The sequence below is a fragment of the Micromonospora arborensis genome, from assembly GCF_003205615.1.
Taxonomy (GTDB): Bacteria; Actinomycetota; Actinomycetes; order Mycobacteriales; family Micromonosporaceae; genus Micromonospora; species Micromonospora arborensis.
The window spans coordinates 171016-188265 of sequence record NZ_PYBV01000016.1; the positions used below are offsets into that span (position 1 = coordinate 171016).

13 protein-coding genes and 1 pseudogene are annotated in these 17250 nt (G+C 71.9%); all 14 read right to left on the reverse strand.

Going from position 1 to position 17250, the window contains the following annotated elements; translation table 11 throughout:
• Positions 1–20 precede the first annotated feature (20 nt).
• On the reverse strand, positions 21–713 hold the full coding sequence (locus C7C45_RS13940) for a cell division protein SepF (protein ID WP_110564076.1): 693 nt from the start codon (positions 711–713) through the stop codon (positions 21–23).
• Between the two features lie 191 nt (positions 714–904).
• A complete protein-coding gene (locus C7C45_RS13945; RefSeq protein ID WP_110564077.1) occupies positions 905–1648 on the reverse strand; it encodes a YggS family pyridoxal phosphate-dependent enzyme in 744 nt (247 codons plus the stop codon).
• 9 nt (positions 1649–1657) lie between these two features.
• Positions 1658–2773 (reverse strand): cell division protein FtsZ, encoded by a 1116-nt coding sequence (ftsZ, locus tag C7C45_RS13950; RefSeq protein WP_110564078.1) that lies wholly within the window; start codon positions 2771–2773, stop codon positions 1658–1660.
• Positions 2774–3018: 245 nt separating this feature from the next.
• Positions 3019–3837, reverse strand: coding sequence for a cell division protein FtsQ/DivIB (locus C7C45_RS13955; RefSeq protein ID WP_110564079.1), 819 nt, complete (start codon positions 3835–3837; stop codon positions 3019–3021).
• Complete coding sequence (gene murC, locus C7C45_RS13960; protein WP_110564080.1) at positions 3834–5399, reverse strand: UDP-N-acetylmuramate--L-alanine ligase; 1566 nt, start codon at positions 5397–5399, stop codon at positions 3834–3836. The genes C7C45_RS13955 and murC overlap by 4 nt, the downstream gene beginning before the upstream one ends.
• Complete coding sequence (gene murG, locus C7C45_RS13965; protein WP_110564081.1) at positions 5396–6502, reverse strand: undecaprenyldiphospho-muramoylpentapeptide beta-N-acetylglucosaminyltransferase; 1107 nt, start codon at positions 6500–6502, stop codon at positions 5396–5398. Before murG ends, murC begins: the two co-directional genes overlap by 4 nt.
• Positions 6502–7929 carry an FtsW/RodA/SpoVE family cell cycle protein gene (locus tag C7C45_RS13970; protein ID WP_110564189.1) on the reverse strand — a complete coding sequence of 476 codons (1428 nt, stop codon included), beginning with the start codon at positions 7927–7929 and terminating at the stop codon, positions 6502–6504. Before C7C45_RS13970 ends, murG begins: the two co-directional genes overlap by 1 nt.
• Positions 7930–8257: 328 nt before the next feature.
• Positions 8258–9382, reverse strand: a complete 1125-nt coding sequence (gene mraY / locus C7C45_RS13975; protein WP_110564082.1) for a phospho-N-acetylmuramoyl-pentapeptide-transferase — start codon at positions 9380–9382, stop codon at positions 8258–8260.
• Complete coding sequence (locus C7C45_RS13980; protein WP_110564083.1) at positions 9379–10776, reverse strand: UDP-N-acetylmuramoyl-tripeptide--D-alanyl-D-alanine ligase; 1398 nt, start codon at positions 10774–10776, stop codon at positions 9379–9381. The genes mraY and C7C45_RS13980 overlap by 4 nt, the downstream gene beginning before the upstream one ends.
• On the reverse strand, positions 10773–12296 hold the full coding sequence (locus tag C7C45_RS13985) for a UDP-N-acetylmuramoyl-L-alanyl-D-glutamate--2,6-diaminopimelate ligase (protein WP_110564084.1): 1524 nt from the start codon (positions 12294–12296) through the stop codon (positions 10773–10775). Before C7C45_RS13985 ends, C7C45_RS13980 begins: the two co-directional genes overlap by 4 nt.
• A 91-nt stretch (positions 12297–12387) precedes the next feature.
• On the reverse strand, positions 12388–14586 hold the full coding sequence (locus C7C45_RS13990) for a penicillin-binding transpeptidase domain-containing protein (RefSeq protein ID WP_110564085.1): 2199 nt from the start codon (positions 14584–14586) through the stop codon (positions 12388–12390).
• A gap of 3 nt (positions 14587–14589) precedes the next feature.
• Entirely contained in the window at positions 14590–15195 is a 606-nt protein-coding gene (gene ftsL, locus C7C45_RS13995; protein ID WP_110564086.1) for a cell division protein FtsL, read from the reverse strand.
• Positions 15192–16295: pseudogene (gene rsmH / locus C7C45_RS14000) on the reverse strand (16S rRNA (cytosine(1402)-N(4))-methyltransferase RsmH). The gene ftsL and the pseudogene rsmH overlap by 4 nt, the downstream one beginning before the upstream one ends.
• Positions 16296–16500: 205 nt before the next feature.
• Positions 16501–16932 carry a division/cell wall cluster transcriptional repressor MraZ gene (gene mraZ / locus C7C45_RS14005; RefSeq protein ID WP_030488958.1) on the reverse strand — a complete coding sequence of 144 codons (432 nt, stop codon included), beginning with the start codon at positions 16930–16932 and terminating at the stop codon, positions 16501–16503.
• Positions 16933–17250 lie beyond the last annotated feature (318 nt).

The window sequence follows — 17250 nt, forward strand, 5'->3', positions numbered from 1 at the left end:
GTCCCTCGGGTCGGGCGGGGTCAACTCAAACTGAAAAAGCCGCCCTCAGCGATCTTGGCCTTGTCCTCAGCGGTGACCTGGACATTGGCCGGTGAGAGCAGGAACACCCGATTGGTCACGCGCTCGATCGTACCGCGCAGGCCGAACGCCAGACCGGCGGCGAAGTCCACCAGACGGCGGGCATCGGCCTCATCCATTTCGGTGAGATTGATGATCACTGGGACGCCGTCGCGGAAGTGCTCGCCGATGGTGCGCGCCTCCCGGTAGGTGGTCGGGTGCAGCGTGGTGATCTGGTAACGCTGCTCCTCCTCGGGCAGCGCCCGCTCACGCGACGTGACCTGCGGCGCGAGGGCCAGGTTGTCACGGGTGTGGTAGGTCAGCGCGCCGGAGGTCTCACCAGCCGACGACCGGGTGATCGATCGCACGCTGGACCGCTCGGCCCGCTCCGGACGCTCGCCGTCACCACGCTCGGACTCGCCCAGCCGCCCGCTCGTCCGCTCGGAGAGTCGACCCCGCTCACTGGCGCGCGGCCGGGGAGCCGGCGGCTCCTCGGTGTCGTCCTCATCTTCGTCGGCGAACTCCTCGGCGTACCGGCTCTGCCGGTAACGCGAGTCGCGGTAGCCACCCTTGTCGTAGCCACCGTCGTCGTAGGCCCGCTCGTCGTCCTCTTCGACCAGACCGAGCCAGACCCCCGCCTTGCGCAGTGCACCCATCCCGCGCCCTTCCGTCCGCCGTGCGGCACGCGCCCCCGTGCCATGTCGCCCGTCGCGAGTGGACAACCATGCCCATCGGACCGGAACGGCAATCCCCCCGGCACGCGATTCGCGTCGCGTGCCACGACCCCCGACTAGGAGATGCCGCCCCTGAAACAACACTGATGTAATTTGCATGTCTCGCGGTCAGGCTACCGCAGCGTGGGACGCATTCCGAGCAACGCGCTGCCGACGCGGACATGTGTCGCGCCGTATCGGATCGCGATTTCGAAATCTCCGCTCATTCCCGCGGACAGCCCGGTAGCTCCCGGATGGATCGCCCGAAACGCACCGGCAACCTCCGCGAGTCGGGCGAAGGCCCGGTCCGGCTCCCAACCCAGCGGAGCCACCGCCATCAGACCGGTCAGACGCAGCCCTGGCGCCTCGGCCACGGCCTCGGCCACCGGTTCCAGCCCGGCGCCCGGATCGGCCGAACCGGGCAGCGCTCCGCCCCGGGCCGCGTCGCCGTCCAGGCTCACCTGGACCATGGCGTCCAGTGGTGACTCCCGGTCGGCGGTCGCGGAGGCCAACGCCCGGGCCAGCCGGACACTGTCGACGGAGTGCACCGCGTCCGCGTAGCGCACCACCGAGCGGGCCTTGTTGCGCTGCAACTGACCGATGAAGTGCCAACGGGGACGCACCCCGGCCGCAGCGACCTCGGCGGCCTTACCGGCTGCCTCCTGGTCGCGGTTCTCCCCCATGTCGGTCACCCCGAGCCCGGCCAGCGCCAACACGTCGCTGGCCGGGTAGGTCTTCGTCACCGCGATCATCGTGACCTCGGCGCGGTCCCGGCCGACCTCCGCGCAGGCGTCGGCGATCCGGGTCCGGATGTGGGCCAGGCCGGCCGCGAGTTCGGCACGCCGGTCCGGTCGTGCCGTGGCTGAACTGTCGGTCATCGGCGGTGCTCAGGACCCGTTCTTGAGGAAATCGGGGACGTCCACGTCGTCGAAGAGCACGCGACGCGGCGACTGGGCCGGCGCCGGGTTGGTGGCCGGTGCCGGCACCGGCGTGCTCTGCGGCGCCGGCTGGTTGGTGTTGGTCTTGCGGGTCGGCTCAGCCGCCTTGTACGCCGGAGTGCCGCCGTCGAAGCCCGCCGCGATGACCGTCACCCGCACCTCGTCACCGAGCGCGTCGTCGATGACCGCGCCGAAGATGATGTTGGCATCCGGGTGGGCCGCGTCGGTGACCAGTTGGGCCGCGTCGTTGATCTCGAACAGGCCCAGGTCGGACCCGCCGGCGATGGAGAGCAGCACGCCACGCGCGCCGTCCATGCTCTGCTCCAGCAGCGGGCTGGAGATGGCCGCCTCGGCCGCCTCGACCGCGCGGTTCTCCCCGCGGGCGCTGCCGATGCCCATCAACGCGCTGCCGGCGCCGCTCATCACGCTCTTGACGTCGGCGAAGTCCAGGTTGATCAGACCCGGGGTGGTGATCAGGTCGGTGATGCCCTGCACACCGGAGAGCAGCACCTGGTCGGCCGTGCGGAACGCGTCCATCATGCTGATGTTGCGGTCGCCCAGGGCCAGCAGCCGGTCGTTCGGGATCACGATCAGCGTGTCGCACTGGTTGCGGAGTTCGTCTATCCCCGTCTCGGCCTGCACCTGGCGGCGCTTGCCCTCGAAGGAGAACGGCCGGGTCACCACGCCGATGGTCAGCGCGCCGAGCTTGCGGGCGATGTTGGCCACCACCGGTGCGCCACCGGTGCCGGTGCCGCCGCCCTCACCGCACGTCACGAAGACCATGTCGGCGCCCTTGAGCACCTCCTCGATCTCGTCGCGGTGGTCCTCGGCGGCGTTCTTGCCGACGTCGGGGTTGGCGCCGGCACCCAGGCCGCGGGTCAGCTCACGGCCGACGTCGAGCTTGACGTCGGCGTCACTCATCAGCAGCGCCTGGGCATCGGTGTTGATCGCGATGAACTCGACGCCCTTGAGCCCAACCTCGATCATCCGGTTGACGGCGTTGACGCCGCCGCCCCCGATGCCGACGACCTTGATGACCGCCAGGTAGTTGTGCGGAGGTGTCATCTCCGGTCCTTTCCTTCGAGATTGGCTTCGGCCGACCGGGTACGGCGTGGCCAGACCAGCGGCCGACGACAGCTGTCACCAGCGAGGCTCAGAGGTGAACCCTCACCCTCTACTAGAGGCTTACAGTTATGTCAACCACTGATCCTCTTCGGGGCAACGTAAGCGCCACCGCGCGATGAGCCAAGGACCCCACCGGCGTGTCGCCGACCCGAGCGCGACGAGTCACCTTCGCGTGCGCTCCCCGGTCAGCGAAAGGTCACCACGTCCGGCGCGCTCACGTCGATCCGGGCGGCGTCCTCGTCCAGCAGCGCGGTGGCCACCCGGGCCTTGTCCGGCCCCCGGGTCGCGTCGCCCCAGACCACCGTCCGGTCCCCCCGCAACCGCAGGCTGATCCGGGCCAACCCCTCCACACTCACGTCCACGAGCTGCGCACGCAGCTCCGGGGTCAGCGCCACGAGGACCTCCAGCGCGGCCCGGGTGCCCGGGTCGTTGGTGGCCGGGTGAGCCACCGTCACCTGCGGCAGCTCGGCGGGGCGTCGGTCCACCGTCCGGAACGCCACCCCGTTCCGGTCGATCAGGGCGAACGCTTCCCCCTGCGGCACCGCCGCCACCGGGGTCCGCTCGGTCACCCGCACCACCAGCGCGCCGGGCCAGTCCCGGGACACCGTGGCCCGCTCCACCGCCGGCAGCGCACCGACCCGCCGGGCGGCGGCGGCCAGGTCCACCCGGGCCAGCGGCACCCCGTCCGGCACCCCGACCGCGTCGTGCACCTGCACCGGGGTGACCAGGCCGGCACCCTCCACACGCACCTCCCGCACCCCGAACAGCCCGGTGCCGAGCAGCGTCCAGGCGACCAACCCGGCCAGCGCGAGCACACCCGCGGCCACCGCCCAGGGCAGCGCCGCACGCATGCGACGCTGCCGGGCACGAGCCATGAACCGGCGGGTCGACGGCGGTACCGCGTCGCTGCCCGCCCGGACCAACTGCCAACGCCGAACCGGACCGCGACGTGGTGCGCCACCGTCGGCGGCGCTGGTCCGCCCTCGGGCCGGGCCGGGACTCATCCGGCCGTGGACGCCGTGCCGCCGGGTGCGGCGGTGCCACCGAGGGCCGCTCCGTCGCCGCCGGCCGTGGCCCCACCCGCCACCGGCTCACCGATCGCCGGGGCGGTGGCCACCGGGTCGACGGTCGCGGTCGGTACGGGGCCGGCGGTCCGCTCACCCAGGGCGGCCAGCAGTTCGTCGCCCATCAGCGAGATCGGCGGGGCGCCCATGGTGACCACCACGTCGCCCGCGCGGGCCCGGCGGGCCACCTCGACCGGTGCCGCCTCCCACGAGTCGACGAAGACCTTCTGGTCGGCGGGCAGTGCCACCGCCGCGATCAGCGCGGCCGACCCCTCGCCGGGCTGGCGCAACTCGCCCGGCCCGAAGACCTCCAACAGCACCAACTCGTCGGCGAGGGCCAATGCCGCGGCGATCTCCGTCTGGTTGTCGCGGGTGCGGTACAGCCGGTACGGCTGGAAGACGACGATCAGCCGCCCATCCCCGGCCACCTCGCGCAGCGTCTGCATCGCCAACGTCATCGAGGTCGGGTGGTAGGCGTACTCGTCGTAGACCAGCACGCCGTCCGCGACGCCCTTGCGCTCGAAGCGCCGTCGCACGCCCGGAAAGACCGCCAGCGCGGCCTCCGCCGCCTCCAGCGGCAGCTCCAGCAGGTACGCGGCCAGCACCGCGGCGGCGCTGTTCAGCCCCATGTGCCGCCCCGGCACCGGCAGCCGGAACTCGCCCAACGAGCGGCCGTCGATCGCGGCCAGGTAGCGCACCCCACGTGCGGAGGAGACGATCTCGGTCAACCGCAGGTCCGCGTCGGCCGCCTCGCCGTAGGTGTACACCCGCCGCCCCTCGGCCCGCAGGCTCTCGGCCAACCGCCGACCGCCCGGGTCGTCGGCGCAGGTGATGATGAACCCGTCCGGGTCGGTGAGGCGGGCGAACTCGACGAACGCCGCCTCCAGCGTCGCGTAGTCGCCGTAGGTGTTCAGGTGGTCCGCCTCGACGTTCGTGATGATCGAGACGTACGGGCGGTAGATGAGGAACGAGCGGTCGCTCTCGTCCGCCTCGACCACGAAGTGCTCGCCGGTGCCGTGGTGGGCGCCCGAACCGACCTCGGAGATCTCTCCGCCGATCACGAAGGACGGGTCCACACCGGCCTGTTGGAGCACCATCGTCACCATCGAGGTGGTGGTGGTCTTGCCGTGCGTGCCGGCGACCGCCACCGCCCGGCGGCCGGTCATCGCCGCGGCGAGCGCCTCCGAGCGGTGCAGCACCCGCAGCCCGCGCCGACGGGCCTCGACCAACTCCAGGTGATCCTGTGGAATGGCCGACGAGTAGACGACGGTGTCCACCCCGTCGAGGTTGGTCACCTCGTGGCTGAGGTGGATGGTGCCGCCGAGCGCCCGCAGGCCCGCCAGCGACGGCCACTCACGCAGGTCGCTGCCGGAGACCCGGATGCCGCGGGTGAGCAGCAGCCGGGCCACACCGAGCATGCCCACCCCACCCACTCCGATCAGGTGGACGGCGCCCAGGTCCTCGGCGGTGAGCGTGCCCGCCGGGGTGAACTGCGCGGTCATCGGGCCACCGCCGCGATGACGAAGGAACGCAGCGCCTCGTCACCGTCGCGCCGCCCGTACGCCGCCGCGGCGGCGCCCATCGCGTACAACCGCTGCGGGTCCCGGATGAGCGGAATGACGGTGCGCTCCAACCAGTCCGGAGTGATCTCCGCGTCGTCGACGAGCAGCCCGCCCCCGGCCTCGACCACGGGCAGCGCGTTGCGCCTCTGCTCCTGGTTGCTGTGCGGGTACGGCACGTAGATCGTGGGCAGCCCGATCGCGGCCACCTCGGCGACCGTCATCGCCCCGCCCCGGGCCAGCATCAGGTCGGCGGCGGCGTAGCCCAGCTCCATCTCGGACAGGTACGGCAGCGTCACGTACGGCACCGGCAGGTCGGTGGGGATCGGCACCGGCTCGTTGCGGGCGCCCATCACGTGCAGCACCTGCACACCGTTGCGGGCCAACTCCTTGGCCGCCCCGGAGACCGCCAGGTTGATCGAGCGGGCGCCCGACGAACCGCCGGAGACGAAGAGCACCGGCAGGTCGGGGCGGAGCCCGAAGTGGGCGCGGGCGGCGTTGCGCAGCGCGTACCGGTCCAGTCCGGCGATGGTGCGGCGCAGCGGCACCCCGACGATGGTGGCGTCGCGCAGCGACTCGGCCTGGCTCGGCTGGTGCGGAAAACCGACGGCGATGTTCTTGGTGAACTTCATGCCCAGCCGGTTGGCCACGCCCGGCGGCACGTTCACCTCGTGGATCACCATGGGCAGCTCCCGGCGCCACGCGGCGAGGTAGGCCGGCACCGAGACGTACCCGCCGAAGCCGACGACCACATCGGCCTTCACCTCGTCGATCACCTTGCCCGCGGCGCGCGCCGCGGTCCACATCCGGCCGGGGGTACGGACCAGGTTCATGTTGACCGACCGGGGCAGCTGGTACGCCGGGATCTGCCGCAGCTCGTAGCCGTGCGGCGGGATCAGGTCGTTCTCCATACCGCGTGGTGTGCCGAGGCAGGTGATCCGGACGCCCGGGTCGTGTCGGCGAAGGCAGTCAGCGAAGGCGAGCAACGGGTAGACGTGCCCCCCGGTGCCACCTCCCGCGAGCACCACCGAACGCAGCGGACCCATCAGCGTCTCCTCTCGCTCGCCGTACCCCCGCGGCTCCGGTCCTGTCGGACCCCGCGCGGCGCGGCCTGGTCGTCGTGGCGCCGCTCGCGGGACCGGGGCACGGACCCTCGGCCGGCGGGCGGCGTCGCCGGTCGGCGGCGCCGGCCGGGAAGCGGCGGCAACGGGGCCCAGAGTAGTCGGACCCACCGGGCCGGCGGACGGGCATGCAGTGCTCTGGCCGCATCGGGTTCGGCACGGGCGAAGGATGCCAGCATCCCGATCCCGGCCAACGTCACCACCAGGGCACTTCCACCGTCGGAGATGAACGGCAGCGGCAGGCCGGTGATCGGCAGCAGCCCGACCACCCCACCGATGTTGATCACGGCCTGGCTGACCAGCCAGGTGGTCACGGCGGCGGCGGCGAGCCGACGGAACGGGTCGTCGACCCGCCGGGCGATCCGCAACCCGGTGTACGCGAGCACGGCGAACAGGCTGAGGATGACGACACACCCGATCACGCCCAACTCCTCGGCGATGATCGCGAAGATGAAGTCGTTGTGCGCCTCGGGCAGCCAGTCCCATTTCAGGCTGCCCTTGCCCAGCCCGACACCGAACCAGCCGCCGTGCTCGATGGCCAGCCGACCCTGGTAGACCTGGTAGCACGGGTCCCCGCACTTGTCCGGCGGCGGCGCGTTGAGAAAGAGCGTCAGTCGCGCCAGGCGGTAGTTGTCCGCGCCCTTCTCGCCGGAACCGGCACCCAGCGAGGCCACCGCGATGAGCAGGCCGACGCCGAGCAGTCCGACCACCGTCAGGGCGCCGAAGACCCGCATCCGTACACCGGCGGCCCAGAGCAGGCCGACCACCAGGGCCAGCAGACAGAGCATGGTGCCCACGTCGTTGTAACCGACCAGGACGAAGAGCAGGCCCATCACCGGAAAGAGCGGGGTGGCCAGCTCCCGCCACCAGCCCAGCGCGGCGCCCTTGCGGGCGATCACGTGCGCGCCCCACAGCACCAGCGCGAACTTGGCCAGCTCGGAGGGCTGCACCTGGATGCCGCCGATGAACAGCCAGAGCAGTCGTGCCTCGATCGGGCCGATCCGGGCGGAATCCTGGTCGGTCAGCCGGGCGTAGGCGAGCAGCAGGTTGAGCACCAGCAGGAGCGCGATCGAGGTGAACAGCAGCGGCCGGCCCAGCGATCGGTAGGTGCTGGCGGGCAGCCGCTGACAGGCCCAGAACACCACGATGCCGATCACCGCGAAGATGGCCTGCTTGGTCACCGAGGCCGAGGCGTTGCCGTCCTCGGCGTAGTCCTTCACGCTGGTGGCCGAGAAGACCATGGTCAGCCCGATCAGCAGCAGCAGGCCGGCGCAGGACAGCAGCAGGTAGTAGGAGGCCAGCGGCCGGTCCAGGAGGCCGCGCAGCGCGGCGAGCCCGCTGGCCGCGTCCATCCCGCGCAGCGGCACGGTGGGCGCCGGTTCGGCCTCCCGCGGTGCCGCGCCGGGCTCCGGGCCGCGCACGTCGTCCGGTGGCGCGCTGGCCTCCGCGGTACGCGCCGCGCCCGGTGACCGTCGCGGTCGACCGGCTGTCCTGTCGTCGGTGCCTGGATCCTCCCCCACCCCGACATCATCACCGCTAGCCGCGCCCGGCGCGCCCACAACGCCACCCCGGGCGTGTCGAGCCTCCACCCTCCCGCGATCTTGCACTGACTGCCCGGACAGAAGCCGCGCCGCAGAACATTCCGGCAGCCGAAAGTGCAAGATCGCGGGAGAGTGGGGGTCAGGTCATGTTGGCGAGGAACTCGCTGTAGAACAGGCCCAGCGCGATGGCCACGCCGATGCCGGCGATGATCCAGAAGCGCACCACGATGTTGACCTCGCTCCAGCCGGCCAACTCGAAGTGGTGCTGCAGGGGCGACATTCGGAACACCCGTTTACCGGTGGTCTTGAAGGAGATGATCTGGATCACCACGGACATCGTGATGATCACGAAGAGCCCACCGATGATCGGCAGCAGCAGGATGGTGCGGGTGGACATCGCCATGCCGGCGATCAGGCCGCCCAGCCCCAGCGCCCCGGTGTCGCCCATGAAGATCCGCGCCGGGGACGTGTTCCACCAGAGGAAGCCCACACAGGCCCCGGCCGCCGCACCGGCTATCAGCGCGATCTCCAACGGATCCCGGACGGAATAGCAGTACGGCTGCGTGTAGCTCGGGTCGGCGCACCAGTGCCGGTACTGCCAGAACGCGATCAGCGCGTACGCGGCGAGCACCATCACCGAGGCGCCGGTGGCCAGACCGTCCAGGCCGTCGGTGAGGTTGACCCCGTTCGTCGCAGCCATCACCACGAAGATGAAGATGATCACCGCGCCGACCTTGCTGACCTCCAGGGCGTCGATGTCCCGGATGAAGCTCAGCGTGGTGCTGCCCACCGTCTCGGTGTTGGTCGCCCTGCCCGTCGCGTCGGTCATCGTGCTCGGGAAGTACAGGGCGACCACGCCGAAGACCGCGCCGACCAGGATCTGACCGAGCAGCTTGCCGCGCTTGTTCAGACCGGCGCTGTTGCGCTTGCGCACCTTGAGGAAGTCGTCGAGGAAGCCGACCGCGCCGGAGAAGACCATCAGTCCCAGCAGCACCAGCGCGGTGATGGTCGGCTCGACCTGGGCGATCTGCAGGTCCGGAAGGGTGGTCAGCGCGAGGTGTCCGGCCACGTACGCGATCACCGTGGCCAGGATGAAGACCACGCCGCCCATCGTCGGCGTGCCCTTCTTGCCCTGGTGCATGGCCGGGCCGTCGGTCCGGATCGGCTGACCGGCCTTGAGCCGGGTGAACACCTTGATCGCGATCGGGGTGCAGAACAGCGACACGATGAAGGCCACCCCGACGGCGACGATGACCGCCCTCATCGGGTGGACTCCCCGTCGGCGTCGACGCGCAGGGCGTCGGCCACCTCCCAGGTCCGATACCGGGAGCCCTTGACCAGGACGACGTCACCCGGTCGTAGTTCGCTCCGCAGCACCTCGACGGCCGCCGCCTGATCGGTGAGCAGCACCGACTCTCCTCCCCAGTTCGCTACCGCTGTCGCGCCTTCGTGGATCGGCGCGGCCGGCTCACCCACCACGAGCAGCCGGTCGACGCCCAGCTCGGCCGCGAGTTGGCCGACTTCGGCGTGGCCGTCGTACTCGAACGGGCCCAGCTCGGCCATGTATCCGAGCACCGCGACGGTACGCCGTCCCTGACCGATGCTCGCCAGCGCCCGCACCGCTACCGCCATCGAGGCCGGATTGGCGTTGTACGAGTCGTCGATGACGGTCACCCCGTCCGGACGGTCGAAGACGTCCATCCGACGGATCGACACCAGCCCCAGCTCGCCGAGGGCCGTGGCCAACTCGGCCAGCGGCATCCCCAGCTCCCGGGCCACCGCCGCCGCGGCGAGCGTGTTCCCGACCTGGTGCCGGCCGGTCAGCGCGAGCCGCACCGACGCGCGCCCCTCCGGGGTGACCAGGGTGTACGACGGGTGCCCCCGCTCGTCCAGCGTGACGTCCTCGGCCCGCACGTCGGCGTCCGGGGCCTCGCCGTACCGGACCACCCGGGCCTCGGTGCGGCTCGCCATCGCGTCCACCCGTGGGTCGTCGGCGTTCAGCACCGCCAGCCCGTCCGACGGCAGGGCCTCGACCAGCTCGCCCTTGGCCAGGGCGATGTTGTCCTGCGAGCCGAACTCGCCGATGTGGGACGTGCCGACGTTGAGCACCACGGAGATCCGGGGCGGCACCAGCTCGCAGAGGTACCGGACGTGCCCGATCCCACGCGAGCCCTTCTCCATCACCAGGTAACGGGTGTCCGGCCCGGCCTGCAGAGCGGTGTACGGGTGCCCCAACTCGTTGTTGAACGAGCCGGGCGGCGCCACCGTCGCCCCGAGCCGGGTGGTGAGCTGCCCGATCAGGTCCTTCGTGGTGGTCTTGCCGGACGAGCCGGTGATGCCGATCACGGTCAGCCCGGGCAGCCGGTCCACCGCCGCGCGGGCCAGCCGACCCATCGCGGTCAGGGCGTCGTCGACGAGCACCATCGGCACCCCGGGCACCTCGCGGGTGCCGAGCACCGCCACCGCCCCGGCCTGGATCGCCGTCGCCGCGTAGTCGTGCCCGTCGACCTTCTCCCCCGGGAAGGCCACGAAGAGCGAACCCGGCCCCACCTTGCGCGAGTCGAACTCCACCGAGCCGGTGACGGTGGCGGCCGGGTCGGCGCCCACCAACCGCCCGTCGACCGCCGTGGCCACCTCGGCCAGGCTCAGCGCGATCACCGCTGACCCGCCGGGTCGGAGAAGCGGGCCCGCAGCGCGTCGGCCAGCTCGACGTTGTCGTCGAACGGAAACACCTCGCCCGCCACCTCCTGGCCCCGCTCGTGCCCCTTGCCGAGCAGCGCGATCACGTCGCCCGGCTCGGCCAGCCGCACCGCCTCGTCGATCGCGGCACGCCGGCCCGCCACCTCGATGATCCGGGCTGCCGTCGCGGCCCCGTACGCCCCGGCGAGCACCTCGGCGCGGATCTCCGCCGGGTCCTCGGTACGCGGGTTGTCGTCGGTCACCAGCACCACGTCGGCTCCCTCCGCAGCGGCCGCGCCCATCACCGGGCGCTTACCCCGGTCCCGGTCTCCGCCGGCACCGATCACACAGATCAACCGGCCGACGCTCAGCTCGCGCAGCGCGGCCAGCGCGGCCACGATCGCGTCCGACTTGTGCGCGTAGTCGACGACTCCGCGCACCGGCCCGACCGAGTCGACAAGTTCCAGCCGGCCGGGGACGCCACCGCAGGCGGCCACGCCGTCGGCCGCGATCGCCGGGTCGACCCCGGCGCCGACCAGCGCGGCGATGGCCAGCAGCGCGTTGGCCACGTTGTGCCGGCCGGGCAGCGCCACCCCGGCGGACAGCACCACACCGTTCGGGCCGTGCGCGGTGAACCGCTGGGCGTACCCCTCGCCACCCACGCCGTCGGCCCACCAGGTCGCGCCCTGGTCGCCGGCGGCCGAGTAGGTGACCGTCGCCGGCTTGTGCAGCGGCTTCAACGCCGGGTCGTCGTCGTTGAGCACCTCGACCGCGCAGCGCCCGTCGAAGAGCTGGGCCTTCGCGGCGAAATAGTCGTCGCGGTCGGCGTGGAAGTCCAGGTGGTCGGAGCCGAAGTTGGTGTAACCCCCGACGGCGAACCGCACACCGCCCACCCGGCCCATCGCCAGGGCGTGGCTGGAGACCTCCATGACCACGGCGGTGACGCCACGCTCGCGGGCGGTGGCCAACATGGCGTGCAGGTCGGTCGCCTCGGGGGTGGTACGCACGCTGTCGATCACCAGATCACCGAGCCGTGTCTCCACCGTGCCGATCAGGCCGGTGGTGTGCCCGGCGGCCCGCAACCCGGACTCGACCAGGTACGCCGTGGAGGTCTTGCCGGCGGTGCCGGTCACCCCGATCACGGTGAGACCTTCGGTCGGGTCGCCGTAGACGGCCGAGGCCAGCTCGCCGAGCACGGCACGCGGGTCGGGCACCACCAGGACGGGCAGGCCGCTCCCCGCTGCGAGCTGCGCGCCCGCCGGGTCGGTCAGCAGGGCCACGGCGCCCGCCTCGGCGGCGTCGGCGGCGAACTCCGCGCCGTGCCGACGGGCACCGGGCAGCGCCGCGTAGAGGTCGCCGGGGTGGACCTCCCGGCTGGCGTGGGTGGCCCCGGTGACGACCACCGTGGCGGCGTCCGCCGGGAGGTCGACGGCGAGTCGGACGGCGAGATCACCGAGCCGGACTCCGGTCACGGTACGTGGACGTGGATTGCCGGGCACGGCGTCAGACCCTACCCGGTCGTCCGGTTCCGGCCGTACAGCCGCCCCGGTAGTTCGTCGGCACTCACCGATGATGTCCCGCCGTCGCTGCTCAGCGCGGATAGACCACGAACTTGGGTGCGGAACCGCCGGTGGACGGCGGCACGCGATAGTGACGCAGAGTGAACTGCATCATGTCGCGGAACGCCGTGTTGGCGACCACCGCGCCCCCACCGCCGGGCGCGTACGCGAAGACCGCGATCACGTACCGGGGGTTCTCGGCGGGAGCCATGCCGATGAAGGAGGACACCTTGTCGGTGTCTATCTTGCCGTTGACCACCCGCGAGCCGGTGCCGGTCTTGCCGGCGACCCGGTAGCCCGGGACCGCGGCGGTCACGCCGGTCGCGTGGTCGACCGTGGTGACCGCCTCCAGCATGGTGCGCAGGGCTGCCGCGTTCTGCGGGCTGAGCACCGACCGGGTGATCGGAGCCGGCGCGGGCGTGCGTTTGCCGTCCGGGCCGATCACCTCCTTGATGAGGTGCGGCTGCACGTACGTGCCGTTGTTGGCGATGGTGGCGTACGCGGCGGCCATCTGCAGCGGCGTGGCGTCGACGCTGTGCCCGATCGGCACCGACCCGTGCGACGATTCGCTCCACTCGTCGGCCGGCAGCAGTCGCCCGCTGGCCTCCCCCGGCATCCCCTCGCCGGTCGGCTTGCCCAGCCCGAACCGCTTCTGGTAGTCGATCAACCGGTCCTTGCCGAGCTTCTCGGCGATCGTGATGGTGCCGACGTTCGACGAGTAGGCGAGCATCCCGGGGATGCTCATCCGTTTGCCGTTGGCCTGATGCGTGTCGGAGAACCAGGTGTCACCCATCTTGATGCTGTTGGCGATGGGCAGCGTGGTGTCCGGGGTGATCACCCCCTCCTGCAGGGCCGCGCCGTAGGTGATCGCCTTGTGCACCGAGCCGGGGTCGACGACGAAGCTGGTCGCCGCGTCCTCCCGGGCGACCGGGGTGCTGTCCGTCGGCTTCGCCGCGCTGTAGGTGGGATTGCTGGCCTGGGCCAGGACCGCGCCGGAGGGGATCTCCATGATCACGGCCGCGCCGGTGCCGCCGCGCAGCTTGGCCATGCCCTCGCTGAGGATCTGCTGCGTCCGGAACTGCAGGTCACGATCGATGGTGAGGCACAGCGAGCTGCCCGGTTTGGCGGGCGTGGTCCGGCTGTAGCCACCCGGAATCGCCGCGTCGAGGTCACGACGGCCGGCCTCGTACACCCGCTTGCCGTCCTGTCCGGCGAGCACGTCGTCGTAGCGGGCCTCCAGCCCTTCCAGCCCGACCATGTCCTGGCTGGTGAAGCCGATCAGGTTGGCCGCCAGGTCACCGCCGGGCACGTCGCGGCGTTCGTCGCGGTGCACCCCGATCCCGGGCAGCTCCAGCGCCTGCACCTGCTTGGCGGCCGAGATCTCCACCCCCCGGGCCAGGTACACGAATCGGGACTCCTTGCCGTCCTCCAGCTTGCGGGGCTTGAGCAGCTCGGCGAGCTTCGACGCCGGGATGGCGAGCAGCGGTGAGAGCGCCTTGGCGGTGCTGGCCTGGTCCTCGACCTCGGTGGGGTCGGCGAACACGTAGCGCGCCTCGACGCTGCGGACCAACGGGGCGCCGGTGCTGTCGTAGATCGCCCCCCGTGGCGCGGGCAGCTCGACCGTGCGGGTGCGGGCGGCGGTGCCGCCGCCGGCGTACGCCGGGGTGTCGACCGCCTGGAGGAAGATCAGCCGGATTCCGATGGTGGCGAACAGTGTCAGGGCGAGCGCGGTGCCCAGCCGCAGCCGCAGCCGCGAGTCGGCCAGCTTCGGCGGGCGCGGCGGCTTGCGGGACGGCCGGCGGGCCGCCGGGCGGTCGGCACGCCGCGGCGTGGTCCGGCGGCGCGGCGGCGGCTCCTCGTGACCCGGGCCACGGGGGGTACGCGGCGCGACGGTGCGCACCACGCCGCCCCGTCCGGCGGCCGGGGCGTCGCGCCGGCCGGACCGGGCGGCGGCCCGACCGCCGTCGAGCACCTGCAACGCCGGCCGGAACGGATCGCCGGACCGGGTGCTGCGCGGCGTACGTCGCTGCTCGGCGCCCACGCTGCGGGGCGGGGTGCCACGCTCCTCACGGACGGTCCGGCCCCTCGGCGTGTACGCCCGAGCGCCGGAGATGCCCCCGATGCCCGGCTCGCCGGTGCGCGGCTCGCCATCGGTGGGGCCTACCTCACGCGAAGAACCGCGCCGGGCCCCTTTCGGGTCCCGGCGCGGCTCGTCCGACCTTGGTGCCACCGGTCAGCCTCCCGCACCTTGGCTGGTCACCGACGGCTGGCCGCTCGCCGGCTGCGGCACCCCGATGGTCTTGCCGTCCGGCAGCCGGACGTAGCCCGGCTCGCCGGCGTCCACCAGACCCAGCCGCCGCGCCTCGGCGGTCAGGTTGCCCGGCGCCTCGTACTCGGCGATCTGCTTGTCCAACTGCTGCTTCTCCAGGTCCAGCCGGGCCTGCTGCTGCTGCAGCCGCTCCTGCCGGAACGCGTTCTCATTGATCTTGGTGTTGATCGCCAGGATGCCCAGCACCCCACCGACCACCAGCACCACGATCAGCGCCGCGAACGGCGCGCGCGGCACCGACACCGGCGGCGGCGGCGCCACCCGCAACCGCGGCGGGCGGGCGTTGGCGGTGCTGCCGGTCTTCTCGACCGGCCGCAGCGCGGCGGTGCCCTGGGTCGGGAACTCGCGCGCCCCCCGGGCGCGAGTCTCCCCCTGCCGGTTCACTCGATCGATGCGTGGCGTACCGTTTCCGAGGCGCGGAGCCCGCTCCGCCGCGGTCCGGCCCCCCGACCGCGGTGCGCGCTGCCCGCCGCCGGTGACGTCCCGGCGGTCGCGCTTGTCAATGTTCAATGTCCCTCCCCCTCAACATCCGTCCCTCTGCCGTCCCGGTGCCCCTGACCCCCCACGGATCAGGCAGACCCCGTGCCCGGTTGGTGCATTCCCTTCACCCGTCGGCGAGACCGTTCGCGGTCGGTCCGCCCTTGCTCTGTCGCATTCGGGTCGAGTCGTTCCGCTGCCCGCAGCCGCACTGATGCGGCGCGCGGGTTCGCGGCGACCTCCGCTTCCCCGGGCAGTTCGGCGCCCCGGCTGAGCAGCCGGAACGTCGGACCCGACCCGGGAAGCTCGACCGGGAGGTCGACCGGGCCCTTGTTGCGGACCCGGTCCGCGAGCGCCGCCTTGGTGAGCCGGTCCTCCAGCGAGTGGTAGGACAGGACCACCATGCGACCGCCCACGGTCAGTGCGTCGAGTGCGGACGGCAACGCTGTCTCCAGCGCTGCCAGTTCTCTGTTTACCTCGATCCGTAAAGCCTGAAACGTTCTCTTTGCCGGGTGCCCACCCGTTCGTCGGGCTGGTGCCGGAATGGAGTCCCTGACCAGCTCCGCCAACAGCGCCGACGAGGTGATCCGGGCGCGTTCCCGTTCCCGGATGATCGCCGAGGCGATCCGCCCGGCGAACTTCTCCTCGCCGTAGACCCGCAGCACCCGGGCCAGGTCCGGATGTGCGTAGGTGTTGACCACCTCTTCGGCGGTCACCCCCCGGGTCTGGTCCATCCGCATGTCCAGTGGAGCGTCCTGGGCGTACGCGAACCCGCGGTCGGGCGCGTCCAACTGCAGCGACGAGACACCCAGATCGAACAGGATCCCGTCGATGCCCGGATAGCCCAGCCGCTCCAACACATCGGGCAACTCGTCGTAGACGGCGTGCTCCAGATGCACCCGATCGGCGAACCGGGCCAGCCGGACCCGCGCGTGAGCGAGCGCCTCGGTGTCCCGGTCGAGCCCGATCAGGACCGTCTCCGGGTGCGCCTCGAGCACCGCCTCCGCGTGCCCGGCCAGGCCGAGCGTCGCGTCGACGTGGACCGTGCGGCCGCCTCGACCCAGCGCGGGGGCCAGCAGCTCAAGACACCGCTCAAGCAGCACCGGCACGTGCGTGCCGCGCAACTCCCCCATGTTGACCCCCACTGGTTGAAACGTCCGTTCTCCTCGTGCGCCTGTCGTCGGACGGCGCTGCCGTCGTACCGCCAGATCCCCATCCGCTCCCGCCGGACACCGAACCGTCGCCCGATGACTGGATCGTGCGCCTGGCACCGGGGAAGTGATGCCAGGAACTCGAAAGCGGCTGGAGATCTCGCAGTACGTCGGGCGCCGTTCCGCCCTACAGACCGCCGGGCAGCACCCCCTCCTCGATGTCGGCGAAGTCGTCTTCGCTCTCGGCGAGGTAGGTCTCCCAGGCGACCTTGTCCCAGATCTCCACCCGCGTGCTCGCGCCGATCACCACCAACTCGCGGTCCAACGCGGCGTACGCCCGCAGGTGGGCGGGGATGGTCACCCGACCCTGCTTGTCCGGAACCTCGTCGTGCGCGCTGGCGAAGAAGACCCGGCTGTAGGCCCGGGCCGCCTTGTGTGTCATCGGCTGCGCGCGCAACTGCTCCGCGATCCGCTGGAACTCGGGGGTCGGGAAGACGTAGAGACAGCGCTCCTGCCCTTTGGTGACCACGACACCCCCCGCCAGCTCATCCCGAAACTTGGCCGGAAGGATCAACCGGCCCTTTTCGTCCAGGCGTGGAGTGTGGGTGCCGAGGAACATCGGCCCTACCCCCTCGCCCCTGAGCGGCGTTCGCGGCGCCGCTGACCCCCCAGGCCGGTGAGCCCTCCCGGCCTCACCATTGGTCCCCACTCTACTCCACTTCCCTCCACCCGCAACCAGATTCGCCCGCGTGGCGTGCCCCATCGGAGGGCAAAACCGCACGTCACAAGGGGTGGAGCGGAGTGGAGGGGCACGGCGGCCCCCCGGCGTGGTCCGCTTTCCGACATAGATCGACTCCGTCCGGCGGACGCCCACCTGGCCGCCCGCGCCGCCACCACGGCCGAACGGTTCACCGTCGGCGGCGATCTGGTGAGGCGG